The organism is Roseivirga sp. AWQ4_251, assembly GCF_056158225.1.
The window spans coordinates 1,703,623-1,718,769 of sequence record NZ_JBSWSW010000002.1; the positions used below are offsets into that span (position 1 = coordinate 1,703,623).

The 15,147-nt window shown below is 37.0% G+C and carries 13 protein-coding genes; 3 read left to right on the top strand and 10 right to left on the bottom strand.

The genetic code is table 11. The features are described 5' to 3' along the window. Positions 1-58: 58 nt before the first annotated feature. A complete protein-coding gene (locus ACXACJ_RS21345; protein WP_475136462.1) occupies positions 59-892 on the bottom strand; it encodes an SdiA-regulated domain-containing protein in 834 nt (277 codons plus the stop codon). Between the two features lie 88 nt (positions 893-980). Here ACXACJ_RS21345 and ACXACJ_RS21350 point away from each other — a divergent pair, with 88 nt between their 5' ends. Both ACXACJ_RS21350 and ACXACJ_RS21355 read left to right on the top strand, forming a co-directional pair. Continuing rightward, entirely contained in the window at positions 981-2,207 is a 1,227-nt protein-coding gene (locus tag ACXACJ_RS21350; RefSeq protein WP_475136463.1) for a Pycsar system effector family protein, read from the top strand. A 153-nt stretch (positions 2,208-2,360) separates the two neighbouring features. After that, positions 2,361-3,035 (top strand): ABC transporter ATP-binding protein, encoded by a 675-nt coding sequence (locus ACXACJ_RS21355; protein ID WP_475136464.1) that lies wholly within the window; start codon positions 2,361-2,363, stop codon positions 3,033-3,035. A 76-nt stretch (positions 3,036-3,111) separates the two neighbouring features. Here ACXACJ_RS21355 and ACXACJ_RS21360 read toward each other — a convergent pair whose 3' ends face one another. The 3 genes from ACXACJ_RS21360 to ACXACJ_RS21370 form a co-directional block, all read right to left on the bottom strand. Further along, positions 3,112-4,248, bottom strand: coding sequence for a 6-bladed beta-propeller (locus ACXACJ_RS21360; RefSeq protein ID WP_475136465.1), 1,137 nt, complete (start codon positions 4,246-4,248; stop codon positions 3,112-3,114). Between the two features lie 179 nt (positions 4,249-4,427). Next, positions 4,428-5,714, bottom strand: a complete 1,287-nt coding sequence (locus tag ACXACJ_RS21365; protein ID WP_475136467.1) for a hypothetical protein — start codon at positions 5,712-5,714, stop codon at positions 4,428-4,430. 12 nt (positions 5,715-5,726) lie between these two features. Beyond that, a complete protein-coding gene (locus tag ACXACJ_RS21370; protein ID WP_475136468.1) occupies positions 5,727-7,928 on the bottom strand; it encodes a peptidase domain-containing ABC transporter in 2,202 nt (733 codons plus the stop codon). Positions 7,929-8,014: 86 nt separating this feature from the next. Here ACXACJ_RS21370 and ACXACJ_RS21375 point away from each other — a divergent pair, with 86 nt between their 5' ends. Beyond that, entirely contained in the window at positions 8,015-9,310 is a 1,296-nt protein-coding gene (locus ACXACJ_RS21375) for a hypothetical protein (protein WP_475136469.1), read from the top strand. Positions 9,311-9,558: 248 nt separating this feature from the next. Here the strand turns inward: ACXACJ_RS21375 and ACXACJ_RS21380 are convergent, their stop codons facing one another. From ACXACJ_RS21380 to ACXACJ_RS21405, 6 genes are all read right to left on the bottom strand, one after another. Continuing rightward, entirely contained in the window at positions 9,559-9,648 is a 90-nt protein-coding gene (locus tag ACXACJ_RS21380; protein WP_475136801.1) for a hypothetical protein, read from the bottom strand. Between the two features lie 43 nt (positions 9,649-9,691). Then, positions 9,692-10,873 carry a 6-bladed beta-propeller gene (locus ACXACJ_RS21385; RefSeq protein ID WP_475136470.1) on the bottom strand — a complete coding sequence of 394 codons (1,182 nt, stop codon included), beginning with the start codon at positions 10,871-10,873 and terminating at the stop codon, positions 9,692-9,694. 109 nt (positions 10,874-10,982) lie between these two features. After that, the gene (locus tag ACXACJ_RS21390; RefSeq protein WP_475136471.1) at positions 10,983-11,237 is read right to left on the bottom strand and encodes a hypothetical protein; all 255 of its coding nucleotides are present in this window, start codon (positions 11,235-11,237) and stop codon (positions 10,983-10,985) included. A 59-nt stretch (positions 11,238-11,296) separates the two neighbouring features. Beyond that, on the bottom strand, positions 11,297-12,892 hold the full coding sequence (locus tag ACXACJ_RS21395) for a vitamin K epoxide reductase family protein (protein ID WP_475136472.1): 1,596 nt from the start codon (positions 12,890-12,892) through the stop codon (positions 11,297-11,299). 138 nt (positions 12,893-13,030) lie between these two features. After that, positions 13,031-14,164: a 6-bladed beta-propeller gene (locus tag ACXACJ_RS21400; RefSeq protein WP_475136473.1), complete on the bottom strand. Its 1,134-nt coding sequence runs from the start codon at positions 14,162-14,164 to the stop codon at positions 13,031-13,033. Positions 14,165-14,374: 210 nt separating this feature from the next. Continuing rightward, positions 14,375-15,055 (bottom strand): fatty acid desaturase, encoded by a 681-nt coding sequence (locus tag ACXACJ_RS21405; RefSeq protein ID WP_475136474.1) that lies wholly within the window; start codon positions 15,053-15,055, stop codon positions 14,375-14,377. Between the last annotated feature and the right edge of the window lie 92 nt (positions 15,056-15,147).

The following is a 15,147-nucleotide window of genomic DNA, read 5'->3' on the forward strand; positions in this document are numbered from 1 at the left end:
TGGAACATGTCTCAAATCAAAAAAATTCAAAGTAAGGCCAAAGAGATAAAATACCGAATTATTTCATTTTAAACCTTACAATAGTACCGCCATTTCCGTCTATTTCATTGGCGATAAACAGTTCTCCGTCAGGCGAAAAGGTAATCCCTTCTGGCTGTGGAAAAATACTGCTTTTTAATCTTGAAAGGTTTTTCGGTTTTCCTTCGTTATCGAAAACTACTAAAGCACGACCAACAGAAGCTAGCAGATAAATATCTCCGGTGATGGGATGAACCGCTACTCCCGATGGTCTAAATTTCTTGCTGTCTGAACCTAAAACCCGTTCTAAATCCGAATCTCTTAAGGTAACCACAGGCGTTTTTGAGAATTTCTCAGTAGCCAAATCATAGGCATAAACAGCTTTTCCTTTCACTTTTACTTTGCCCACATCGCCTTCATCTTTCAAAGCAATTAAAAGTCGGTGATGTGCTTTGTCGTAGCCCAAACCTTCAACATTGTTGTCTGAATCAAAAGGAGAATCGATAGTTCCCACCACACCTTCAATGTTGATGTTGAATTTGTACATTTTGCCATTGCTTTTAATCGCGTACATGTCTGCACCAACCAATTCGATGCCTTCAAAATCGCCATTTCCTTCAAATCTGATTCGGTGAACGATTTTTTTCTGCTGAATGTCATATACGTAAACACGTCCGTGCTCATCATTAAGAGCAGCAAGTTGGTTTGGAGCGTAGTAGGTAAGGCCTGAAATTTCTTCTAGAGAAGAGGGCATGTAAAACACATCATCAGGATTTTTCAGGTCGTAAGGGAATTCCTCTTTGGATTGGGCCAATGCTGGTGAAATAATAGAAATGAATAATATAATTTGTAAGAAAAAACGCGTTAGTGACATGCTTACGTAACAAAATAAGAGACAAATTGATTTCGCTCAGATAATTTTCGGCCTATGTAATTTAAGCTGAGCCAATTATATTTAAGCAATGATAGAACAAATAACGGTTTTGGACAAAGTAAAGGAATACACAGAAGAGATTCTGAAAAGTAAGATTCCTTCCAATTTTGTTTATCACAATCAGTATCATACCAGCAGAGTGGTAAAAGCTGCGGAAACCATTGGCGAGAAAAGCGGCTTAAGCGATGAAGATTTAGAGGTGGTTTTAATTGCAGCCTGGTTTCATGACACCGGCTATAGTGCGGGTTGCCTTCAGCATGAAAAATCGAGTGCTGAACTGGCCAAAAAATTTCTAGAAGAAGCACAGTATCCAGAAGCTAAAATTGAAAAAGTTTTAGGATGCATTATGGCTACGCAAATGCCACAGAAACCTCAGAATTTGCTCGAAGAAGTTTTATGCGATGCAGATTTGCATCATTTAGCTTGCGATGATTACCCAACAATGTCGGCTAAAATGCATGCCGAAGTGGAACATATCAAGGGCTATAAAATCAATGAAGATGATTGGAATCGTATGAATTACAACTTCTTCAAAGACCATGAGTTTTTTACGGATTACGCCAAAACCTATCTGGAACCTATTAAAAAGCAAAACCTGAAGGCCATAAAAAAGAAAAGCAAATCCGATAATAAGGATGACAAATATGTAAAGGAACTGGAAGCTAAAGTTTCGAAACTTGAATCTAAATTGAGTTTAAAGCCCGATAGAGGCATAGAAACCATGTTTCGAACCACTTCTAAAAACCATTTGGAATTGAGCTCTATGGCCGATAATAAGGCTAACATTATGATCTCCGTGAACACTATTATTATTTCCGTGGTGGTTTCAGTGCTAATCAGAAAGCTTTACGAGTACCCCAATTTGGTGATTCCTACGGTAATGTTGGTGGTGGTTTGCTTAACCACTATTGTGCTTTCTATTTTGGCTACAAGGCCAAATGTTTCATCAGGTATGTTCACTGATGATGAAGTGCTTAACAAAAAAACCAATCTCCTTTTCTTCGGAAATTTCCACAAAATGAAATTCGATCGCTACGAATGGGGTATGAAGGAAATGATGAAAGATGGAGAATACCTCTATGGCAGCATGATTAAGGATATTTATTTTTTAGGGGTTGTACTGGAGAAAAAATATAAGCTTTTGAGGTTAGCTTATACCACTTTTATGATTGGCTTTGTGCTCTCAATCATTGCCTTTGTCTGTGCCATGTTGATGTTTCCGCCAGAAGAGCAGCAGACTTTCTATACTTTTTAAATCAGTCTGAAGAACGTCTCATAATCGAACTAAGGTGAACGTTATCGAACATTATTTAAGGGCGAAATTTTGCTTAACTGCTTTGTATGAATAACTTAGTCCTTGGCATGTTAATTGGTAACTGCTGAGAGGTCAAAAATTAAATTTTTACGCATGATAAAGCTACACGATATCGATAAGTATGTCGATTCAAAATATCAGAGAACCTTCATACTGAAAGGCATCGATTTAGAAATTGAGCAGGGCGAATTTGTAACGATTATGGGGCCAAGTGGAGCCGGAAAATCCACTTTGATGAACATCATCGGTATGTTGGACGAGCCTTCGCAAGGTGAATATTACTTTTTTGACGAACCCATTCACCGAATGAAGGAAAGAAAGCGCTCAGAGCTTCACAAACATCATATTGGCTTTGTATTTCAGGCTTACCATTTGATTGACGAGCTTACAGTTTATGAAAATATTGAAACGCCACTTTTATATAAAGGTGTAAAATCTTCTGAAAGAAAGAGTTTGGTGGCAGAAATGCTGGATAGGTTTCAAATGGTAGCCAAGAAGGATCTGTTCCCAGAACAACTTTCAGGAGGACAGCAACAGTTGGTTGGTGTGGCCAGAGCTTTGATTGGCCAGCCTAAGTTACTTTTGGCCGATGAGCCTACCGGAAACTTGCACTCCGATCAGGCAGAAGAAATTATGAAGTTGTTCCAAAAGTTGAATCAAGAAGGAATGACGATTGTTCAGGTAACACACTCTAGAGAAAACGCTGCTTATGGCAAAAGAACCATCAATATTGTAGATGGAGCCGTAGATACTGACGACAGACACTAAGCTTATTTTCCACAAAGAATATGTAAAGCATCGGGATTCCTCGATGCTTTTTTTATGGTTGAACCACAGTAATAGTTTATTCCTTGAATTTGATTTTGAGTATCACCGGGTTCTCTGAAGAGAGGATTTCTTCTAAGTTATAATCGCCTTTTACCGACCATTGACTACTTTCTAAACTTTCTAAAAAGGCTTCGAGCTTGTAGCTTTGCATAAAAGCTACCAATCTATCTCCTTGCCATTGACGTGCTCTGAACCATAAGCCTTCTGCACTTTCCTTTAATGTTGAAAATTCCTTTGTGTTTCTATTTAGAAGGCCGAATTCTCTGTGTTTTCTATTGATCCAGTATTCAATGGCAATCATTTTTGAAGAAATTAAAGGGAACAGTTCATAAACTTTTGTTCCTTTTTGCATTATGGAAAATGCCTCGTTTAAAGTTAATTTTTTGTCTTTGCTGCCCCAGGCCCAATTTTCATTAAAATCTAAATGGAGGTAAGGTGTAACCCTATCTTTTGCGACATAGTACAGCGTGTCTTTCAGTTTTTTCTTGAAGAGAATGAAATTGTCTTCTTTGATCAGCTCTGAAGATATGCCATGTGGGAATGGGGGCACGTAATTACTTTTCAGCTTTTGATCTACCACCTTCAAGTTCTGATCTAAAATGAGGAGAGAGTAGCCGGCTGCTTTGGCTCTTCCATTGGGGAAAATATTTTCAGAAGTGCTAATGACATACCCGTCATCTAGCATGGACATTTCACCTAAACGAATCGTCTTATCAATGCTTACCTTTTTTTCATTCAGATATTCCCCGTTTAAGTCAAACCTTAGCAGTTTTCTTTGATCTTGGCTAAATACTTCAATCGTATTATTTTTTAGCCAAACACTGTTGACGCCTGAATAGTAGGTTGGGCCATTTCCTTGGCGGCTTATAGTGGAAATATGCCCTCCTTTACTGTTGAATATGAAGATTTTTTTCTGGTATTTATCCACTACGGCCAGTCCCTGTGGTAATTCTACAAAAACAGTGGCTTCGGAGATAAGCGAGTTTTCGGTTTCTTCTAAGCCAATGATTTCAACATGATCTATAATTTCAGCAGGTTTAACTTTTTTTGAGCTAAGGGCTAGTTTATAATGCTCAAAATTGGGCGTCTCCTGAGCTGTCAGTTTTAAACTGATTGACAGAAATATTAAAAAGTAGATGTGCTTGGTTCTCATTAGAATGTGTTGTGTGTTTTTGTCTCCGAGCACTGAATTTTCTTGAGTCGAATGAGCAGCGAAAAGTGTATTTCAATCACTTTTGATTTCGTTGAATTTGATATGTTACAATCTCAAAATGGTTTTATAAGCAATGAACGACTATTCGCTAAAGTTGGATTGAACAAGTTGTTCATAAATTATTTAAGGTACTGTTCTAAAGAACCCACTAGCTTAAAAAGTAGTCGCGAATCTTCAGTGATTATTTCTGCAGTTCCGTTCATTTCCTGAATAAACTTTAAAGGTTGTTCATAAGTAGAGTTCATTCCGTTCTCCAAACTTATTTGTGCAATGTACTTTTGCTCAACAGGAACAAGCGAAATTGAACTGATATGGCCGATCAAATATCCATATTCCAAATAGGGAAAACCGGAAAGCTTAATATTCACCTTTTGACCAATTTCAACTTTTCCCAATGCGGCTCCGTCAATGGTGGCTCTACAAATAATCTCAGTTTTTTCATTGGGAACCACGGTAGCTAGCGCTTGACCAGGAGCTACGGTTTGCTTGCTGCTCCAAAATTCAGTTTGTGTTAGCTGACCAGAGATTGGTGCAGTAAGAATATAACGACTTTTCCAGTCTTCAATCGATCGTAGTAGGTTTCTTTTTTGATCCGCTACGTTCGTTCTTAGTTCTGTGAGTTTTTGGTAATGTGCCGCTTCTCTTTCATCCAATTTTTGTTTGAGGTTGAGTATGGCAACTTCGTTTTCGTTAAACGATGCCGTGTATTGAATATGTGAAGCTTTTTGTTGCAGAAAGGTTAAAACGGCTCCGTCATAATCCATTTTGCTAATTCCATAACCGCCTTTGTGGTAATAAGTGGAATCCCTCAAGTATTTCTCTTCTAACATGCTGAATTCCTTTTCTTTTACCTTTCGGTGTTCCTTCATTTGTTCATAGAACTCTTGCTTTTTCTCAATTTCCTTTAAAATGAAATTGTAGTCTTGTTCAAAGGTGTTGTGAGTCAAATACTGTTTGGTTTCGAAGAGTGTTTTCTGAAACTGAAAGAGGGCTTCTTTCAATGAACCTAGACTGAGGCCTTCTGGAGTAACAGCATTTGTTATTTCATTGTTGGATGGTGTTAAGCTGTTGAGCCATGTTTCCAGTGTATTTACGTCTTCAAGGCTGGCCTCTGCTTCAAAAATTACGATAGGTTCGCCTTGTTTGACTTCATCTTTGTCTTTCTTTATCCAGGTTTCAATTCTACCCCCTTCCCTGGAAATTATGGGCGCAGGAGAATTCAAAGTAGTAATGAGTAGTGGAGCTTCTACAATTACAGGATATTTGAAAAAATAACTGGCTACAAGTATTCCAAAAATGGTGGTAAATAAAAGTGTAATTCCCCAACGAATGATCCAATGGGGAATATGCCCCATAATTTCCTGTACCTCTTCGCTATGATTTTGTTCTAAATCAATTCTTGGCATTTCCCTGCTTGTTTAATCACCTAATTCTAATTGATTTCTAACTAGTTCGAAATACGCGCCTTTCGCTTTTACCAGGTCTTCGTGAGTGCCTTTTTCAGCAATTTTACCTTTATCTAGCACAATGATTTGATCTGCATTTTTAACTGTACTCAGCCTATGAGCCACTATAACTACAGTTCTGCCATGGAAAAACTCGTTTAAGTTTTCCATAATGACACGTTCATTTTTGGCATCTAAGGAATTGGTGGCTTCATCAAAAAACAGGTAGCCAGGGTCTTTATAAACCGACCTTGAAATTAAAATCCGCTGTTTTTGTCCAGAACTTAAGCCGTGTCCATCGTTACCTATTTTGGTGTTAAACCCGAGAGGAAGAGACTCTATAAACTCACCAATATTGGCCGTTTTAACCGATTTTTTCACTTTGTCCCAATCCGGTTTATCATCGATTACGCTGATGTTTTCCACAATGCTGTCGGAGAAAATAAAGCCATCTTGCATTACCACTCCACATTCTTTGCGCCATTGGCTCGGGCTATAATTTCTAATCGGTATTTTATTTAAAAGAATTTCCCCATTAACGGGTTTGTAAAAGCCCAAGAGAAGTTTTATTAGGGTGGTTTTTCCGCTGCCGCTGGCCCCTACAATTGCTGTTATCTTTTTTGAAGGAATGCTTAGACTGATGTTGTCAAGCACCTTTTCTGAATTTGGTCCTTCATATTGAAAGGTAAGATCTATTATTTCTAAAGTAGAAGCTAAAGGGATGTCCCTGATTAAGCCATCTTCAGGTTTTTCTTCATCTTCTCTATCATGAATTTCCGAAAGCCTTTCTAAACTAATTTTAGCATCTTGAGCTGCCTGCGTAAAGCCTATAAATTGCTGAATGGGTGCATTTAATTGGCCAATTATGTATTGTATGGCCACCATCATCCCAAGTGTCATTTCTCCGTTAACAACGGCTTGAACTGAAAGGAAGGAGATAAAAATGTTTTTGGTTTGATCTATAAAAGTAGAGCCTATTTGTTGGTTTTGGCTGAGCGTGAGTCCACTTACGCTTACTTTGAAAAGTCTGGCTTGTATCCGTTCCCATTCCCAACGCTTTCTTTTTTCAGCATTGTTCAGTTTAATTTCTTGCATGCCAGTAACAAGTTGAACCAGATTACTTTGGTTAGAAGATGATTCTGTAAACCTTTTGTAATCTAGGTCGCGCCTTTTCTTTAAAAAAATGAGAATCCAACCAATGTATAATACACTCCCTAAGTAAAATACACCCAAAATACTAAGGTCGTATGTAGCCATAATAAAGCTGTACAGCACCAGAGTAATAACAGCAAATATGATGTCGATTAAAGACTTGGTTAGGAACGATTGAATTCGGTTATGATCGCCAATACGCTGCATGATGTCTCCGATTTTTTTCACATCAAAGTAGGCGATGGGTAGGCGCATTAACTTGGAAAGAAAGTTTGAAATCAGTGAAATACTTACTCTCGTTGTCACGTGCAGCGATATCCAACTTCTGATTAGGCCATTGGCAGTTTGTCCAAAGGTTAAGATCAGCTGGGCAATTAGCACTAGAACAACAAATCCGATATCCCTATTGTTGATGCCTACATCTACAATAGACTGTGTTAGATAAGGGAATAAAAGGCTAATTAAACTACCCGTTAGCAGCCCAAGCATTAATTGAAGAATGTACTTTCTGTAAGGCCGTAAATAACCTAGCAAATACCCAAATTTGAGTTTCCGCTTTTCGTGCGGATTGTCTTCATAGAATTCTGGTGTAGTTTCTAGTAGTAGGCTAATCCCTTGGCCAGATTCGTTATTCGAAACTGTTTTCCAATGTTTGATGAACTGCTCTTTGGTGTAGGTAATTAATCCATGAGATGGGTCGGAGACATAGATGGTATCTTTTTGGTTTGCCCTTTTCTTGATTTTATAGACAACCACAAAGTGGTTTTGATTCCAATGAACAATAGCTGGCAAGGGGGCTTCATCTCTTAATTGTTCGTAGCTGATTTTAACACCTTGGGTATGTAAGCCTATAGCTTCAGCGGCATGGCTAATGCCCATCATAGAAACGCCCTCTCGGGTAATGTAACTTAGCTCACGTAGCTTTTCAAGGCTAAAGGATTTTCCATAGAATTTGGCGACTATCCTTAAGCAGGTGGGGCCGCAATCCATGGTGTCGAGTTGTTTGTAATGAGGAAATTTCAATTTATTCTTTTGGGAAAGAAATTGTAAGAATTAAAGTAAATGTTTTTATTTAATTGTAATGTTAAAATTAATTCGAATTATTAAATATGAAGTTTGAAAAATATTTATTCTGGTTAAAATTTACTTTAACGGCAACTATTTTACTATATGTTACTGGATGCTCGAATAAAGAAGGCAGTCAAACCAACGGTGAGGTAATCCTTATTCCTATTGATTCAATTAGGGTAGACGTTTTAAATACAATAAGGTCTTTTGATTATGATGCCGAGAACAATCTTTTTTTGCTAGGTGACGTAGCGGATGCTACGAGTGCATTGCTTCCTCCAGGGGGGGCGTCAAGTGGAAATAAGTTGGGGTTTATAATCGTAAATAGTGAAGGTGAAATTATAGGGCAGTTTAATAATACAGAAGAGGGGCCAAATAGTCATGGAAAATGGTCTATGAGCAACCTATTTCTTGATAGTGGCAAGGTTGGAGTTTATTCTGAAAGCGGTTTTTTTGCTTATGATTTTCGTGGTGAACTGTTGAAAAGAGTGAAAGGGTTGAACTCACGATCTTTTTTCGGGCAGCCTATTTATAATATAAGTGCTTTTCAAAACGGAAATCTGGCTTTGGGTTATACAAAAATGACCAATGAAGTATTTACTCACTTCGATAGCCTGTATTATTATTTGAATTCCTTTAAGATTTTTGACTTGAATGGCTTATTAGAGTCAAGTGATGATATTAATGAACATATAATTAAGTCATTCAGGCTTCCACACGAGATAGCTTCCGTTGATCCCAATAAAATTAGTGGCTGGGTTGTTCCGAGAATGACAATTGATAGAAAAAGAGGTGTTTTGAATGTATTATATAACCAAGTTCACAAGGTTTATCAATATTCAATAGAGGATGGAAGTCTCTTGAATACTATTGATTTGAAGCCTCTTTACTTTAGTAGCGGTAACGAACCTCCTGAAGTTAAGGAAAGTAGTTGGATGCGAAATGGTGGGGCGTTGATCAACTCATCCTATCGGGATATGATACAGGTTGGTGATTATACATTAATAAGATACAACAGTGCTATTTCACAAACTCAGGCCGATCAATTGGTTAATTCTGGAGGGCCTTCAGAGAGTGCGTATTGGGCAACATTGCGACAATCGAGCTATAAATTTTATTATCTTTTGATAAAAGGTAATAGTATATTAAAGAAAGACTTTCAGTTGGATGAATTGACCCCACAGCCTGGTGAAGAGTATTTTGAAAGCTTCTCAAGCCTAAGAGGCCAAATCATAGGAGGAGATGGTTTAAACTCTCTATATGTATTATATAACAATGATTCCTCTAAGGAAAGACCATATAAGTTAATTGTTAGATATGAACTAAAAATTGACTAACCATTTTTTCTTTAGAATTTAATATTCAAGTCGTTTTTCTTTTTTGGCTTGAAAAGCTGATTGAGCAAAAAATCATGATTTCTTCAGAAGCACTTTGTTGGGCTATTTCACAAAATTCCATGCTCCTGACGAACTATGTATAAAAGTGAAAAATGATGCTGATTCATATTATTTAGTGCTTACGAAATAATGAATCGCCAATGGCTTCAGCGGCATGGCAATGCCCATTATGGAAATGCCCTCTCTGGTTATATAGCTGAGCTCCCGGAGTTTTCTAGGGTAAAGGCTTTGCCATAATATTTGGCTATCATTCTGAGGCACGATGGGTCGCAGTCCATGGCATCCAATTGTATGTAAAAAGGGAATTTCAAGAGGGTCTCTTTACTTTAATGTGGCAATCATCACTACTGGATTATCTTCTGGTTCTATATTTTGAAGTTTCTGTAAATTTTTGGGCAAAGAGGAAATTTTATCGGGGTTGTTTTGAAACCAGTCGTAAATTTGTTCCCCAGATGCTATTCCTATTGCTTTTTGTTCCTTATGGTCTATCCTTTCGGGAATAAAGTCGACAAAACCATCTAGGTCATTTTTGAATCCATCCCACTCGGCTTTTTTGTTATTTGCTATTTTTAGCGTCCCCGTTTTTTTATTGAAATAGCCACTATGATTACGGTCATGAAAGCCAATTCTGAAAAAAAGGAAATCCTCACTTTCTGCAATGGAGAACATGAAAATATACTCCGACATTGATTTTATTAATATTTCTTGTCTCTTTTCATAGGGAGGGCTGTATTTGCCTAAGTCCAAAACGTATCTGGCCTGTAGGGTATCCAAGGTTACTTGAAAAATGGTATCCGAGAAATATTCCTTAAAGTAAAGGTCGTTTTTAAGATTATAGAAAAGCCCCTCTCTTGTATTGGATACATACTTGTTTGGGTCAATTATACAAGTAAGTTCATTCTTATATGTCTTCTTCAAATCGCCATTAAAATCATAGGCAATAAGCCTTGTTTTTCCCTTTCCGGTATGGTTGGGTACAAAACCAACCACGTAGGTATCATTGAGAATGCCAAAACTCGCAACTGGTTCTTCCGAAAGACTTTCCCAATTGGGACTAGGGATTTTGTTGGCCACTTTCCCGGTCCACAAGGAATATTGAAGTATATCATTGCGCCAGCCTTTGGCATATACAAACTCACGGGTGGCATCTAATCCAAGAAAGCCTAGTGAAGTTAAATATCCCTCTGGGTCTCTACTGGTATTTCCTATTTCTCTTAGGTATTTTCCGGTCAGCCTGCTATACAACGAAATTCTTTTAAAAGCCTTGACCAGGATTAAGCTGTCGTTCACAATATGAACTTGAGGATACCCCTTAAAAACACTCTCCTCAGAATTTTCCAAGGGTATGTACTCAATACTGCTAACAAAGGAGCTAACGGGTATACTTTCCTCTTTTGTTAATGCTTGGTATATGGGTAGTACTTCAATGTCATTATTGATTCTTTGGTTAGAATTACTCGAACATGAAACCAATAGAAAGAATAATGGTAGAGAAATATTCAAGAGTGTTCTGATGTTAATAGAGTTATAAAAGTAACCCTCTAGAATATTTCTTTATTTTCAATAGAATAAGAAAGAGGGTTACTTGAACTATTGGTTTTTTTGATTATTGTTAATTAGCAGGTTCACAATGTCCGTTTGGTACCTCACCCACGTTCTCATTAGGGTAATAAGGGTTTGTACCCCCATCTACGTACCCACAATGGAACACTACATCGTCCCACATGAACTGCTCAGTATTGTATACGCCAGACCATTGGGTTGTAAGGTCACCATAAAGACATTGGCAAGAAACATCAAGAGCCATATTACCTCCTTTAACAGAAAGCAATGTTTCATTTGAAATTGGTTCTCCTATCTTTTTCATTTTTCTAAAAATTTAGTTGTTAAAAATTGGTTTAAGGTGTGTTAACACGGTACTATATATTAAATGATCATTTCGGGTTGGGTTAATTTTGAAAGCTTAGGAAGCGGATGAAGATCAAGAGCTTCTGTCAATTTGTATTCTTCAGGAATTGATTTTTGATTTATAAAATAGGCTGGAAGCCCCTCAATTCCATTTTGCCTTAAATTCAAAAAGTTGGTACTTATAAATGCCTTTTCCTCGGGGCTTAAATTTTCAGGATTTCCATCTTCATTTGAGGGCTTGAATTTGTGCTTATACCAATCTTCTAAAAGATTGAAACTTGCCTGATCGCCTGCGTTTTTTAGAGTGGCTGAGAGTAATTTCATAAAACCTAATTGTTGATTGTCTGTTTGACTCATCACTGGAATTACATGGATACGCAGCCTTGGATGTTCATCCATAATATGTCTTAATGAAAGAAAGCTCTCCTTACAATAAGAGCAGGTGAGGCTGATAAAAACGGTAAGCGTATCGGCTTCTAAGGACACATTGCCAACCAAAATATCGTATTGGCTATAGTTAATTTGAATCGATTTTTCTTTTTGCCACAGTAAATTAAAAATGTCAGGATTTCTTTTGAACCTACTAAGTTTAAGGCCTTCTTCTTTTAGGTTGATTTTGTTTAACCAAGCTTGTTTAGCTAGTAAATAAGCTATTGAGAAAAACAGAATATAGGGAAGCGTTGTGGTGAATAGGTTTGATGAGGGAATGGAAGGAGAGAAAAGAAGGGCGATACTTCCTTCTATTAATATGATAACCAATGTAGTCAAACAGAATACACACCATTTTTTAATCAGGACGGCTTGCTGATATACAGATATGAATAGATAGGGTAAGGCCATCAAGGCCAAAATTTTAATTTCTGAAATAGATTCAGGCTTTGTTAAGAAGACTAAGAGCGTGGATGAGAAATAAATAAAGCCTATGTCGCTCCATTTTATCCATTGATATAGCCGAGAGTATTTGCTGCTTAAAACAGAATCACAGTCTACTGACTTACCCATTTTGCAGACTTTCGAGGCGAAGTCTTTATTCGAGGTCCAGTCTTTATAAACTAACACAGAGGTCAAGGCGAGCCCTAAAATCTTTGTGATGAAAATGCTAGCCCTTTCAGTAGAAGAAAAGATGACTGAAGCATTAATTATGGATAGATAGAAGAACGCTAGAGCGAATAAAAATGTAAGAGAGTATAAGAGAAAGGAGGTTGTGTCTTTTTCAGATGTGAATTTTTTAGGGGTGAAGTCTTGTGATTTCTCTATGAGTACAACAATACCAGTGAATGTTTTTTCAAATCCCTCACGTGATATTGTCTGAATTTTTTGTGAGGTACTGTAATACTGTACTTTTTCACTATTGATATTTAGAATGAATGCACAGTTTTCTTCTTTCCCATTTTTGAGGTGGGCTATAAAACAGCCGTCAATTTCTTTAAGCTGCTCTGTTTTAACTTTTGCAGGGTATGTACTTATGCCAAATTCCTCTAGCGTATCACAGAGGCTTTTAAGCGTTGGGTAGTTGGGGTGCGATCTAATTCTGGATTCTAGAGTTTCTTTTTTTACTAAAACATTGAAATGATTTAGCGATTTAATTAGAACGATAGTAAGGTTATGATTCACTTTTAATGAAGGATTTTATAAAAGCTAATTTTAATTGCTTAGAAATAAAATTATCATTCAAATATTTTATACAAGAGGTTTTATCTGTTTTTAATAGGGTTAAAATGTTTTTTTATATAATATTAAAAAGTGAATTGATTAGAGTTTTTTGAATTTGATTTTGAGTATCACCGGGTTTTCAGATGAGAGGACTTCTTCTAAATCAAAATCTCCCTTGATTTGCCATTGCTCTTGTTTCAAGGTTTTTAAAAATGCATCGATTTGATAGCTAGCCATAGTGGCGATGAGTATATTGCCTTTCCATTGAAGGGGTTGGAACCACAAGTCTCCTGAATTTCCTTTCAGGGTCAAAAACTGTCCGGTACTTCTATTCAAAAGTCCAAATCCCTTTCGTTCTCTATTGATCCAGTACTCAATAGCGATCTTCTTTGGAGAGACTACAGGGAATATTTCATAGACTTTTGAACCTCTTGTTATTGCGGCAAACGCTTCGTTCATACTCGGTTTTTTGCCTTTAGAACCCCAAGCCCAATTCTCGTTAAAGTCTAAATGTAGATAAGGGGTGACTTTATTTTTCGATGCGTAGTACAAAGTGTCATTCAGTGTGTTTTTGAAAAGAACAGCGTTATCTTCTTTAATCAGATTTAAAGACAAGCCATGTGGGAAAGGAGGGATATAATTGTTTTTCAGTTTTTGATCGACAACCTTCAAGTCCTTATCTAAAATAATTAGGGAGTAGCCGGCTGTTTCAACTCTTCCATTAAGTGAAATATTCTCAATTGTACTGATGACGTATCCGTCATCTAGCATGGACATTTGACCTAAGCGGATGGTTTTATCGATTTTCAGTTTTTTGTGGTTCAAATATTTTCCATCTAAACCAAACCTGAAGAGTTCTCTTTTGTCAGAATTGAAAAGTTCAATTGCGTTATTTTTTAGCCAAACACTGCTAAAACCAGAGTAAGAAGTTGGTCCATCTCCATACCGGTATATGCTCGAAAGGTATTTGCCCTGACTGTTGAATAAGAATACTTTTTTCTGGTTTTTGTCGGCAATGGCAAAGCCTTCGGGCAATTTAACAAACATAGATACATTTGAAATGAGGGAGCCTTTGGTTTCTTCTAGGCGGATGATTTCAATATGGTCTATGATGTCAGAATGGTTAACTTTTTTTGAGTTTAGACTTAATTTGATGTGTTCAAAATCAGGTGCTTTCTGTGCAAGCAGATTTGAGGCTAGAATAAGTGATGTGAAAAAGTAGATAAATCTCACTTTAAGAAGTTTCTACTATACTACTTAAAATGATATTTATAATTAAATTAATTTTTTTTAATCTAAAATTAAGTTAGTGAAGAAACTTCTAATTCAATTGTAAAAACAATTGAATTAATGAGCAAGAAAATTTAACTGCGGAAGGGCTTTCTAGCTATAGAGATCAAAAGAATTCGAAGAGTAACCCTTTTTCTAAGCACCTCTTGGGAATCAACCTTTCATTTTATATAACTGCCACCATGGTGTTCCTGGTAAGTCGTGGTGTTCGTAGTGGTAACCAAAGAAATAACAGCTTAAAAATGCCCATAAATGATTTTTCTGCAAGCTTCTTGAAAAATGCTTGTTGTTGGGAGAATGCGTTCCTTTATGCGGTAAGTATGTGCCAAAATAAAACAGCTGAAAGGTGGAAATCACGGCAGGAAGTATCCATAGTAAGATCAAATTTTCAACAGGGAAGAAAAGCTTCAGTAGGTTGAAGGTGATGGCCATCAACACTATCTGTTGCCAGCTGATGTATTGCTTCAAAAAATTAAAATACCACACAAAAAAATTACCACCGTGATAATCAGGGTCTTTATCGGTTGCTACAAAGCGGTGATGCTCATGATGTTTTGGGAACAACCTATGATAAAAATTGAAGCTGAAAAGCAATGCTGCAAGCGTTCCAATAGATTTATTCACCCTTTTGTTTTTTGAAATTGAACCATGCATGGCATCATGCGCAGTAATAAAAAGACCAGTATACAAATGAGTTTGAATTAATATCAGAAGGTAGAGCCATGGCGATTTGTAATCGATGGAAAGTTGTAGGCCATACGAAAGGCAAACAAACCAAATTGAAATCACCGTTATGGCGATGATAATTCCCAGGTTTGTTTTCAGCCATTGCATATACAAAGAAAGGGATTCTAATTTTATAAGGTTAGGCTTGACTGCGTTGAAAACAAGCTAGAAAATCCACTTTGAAAATAAAAATAGGATTG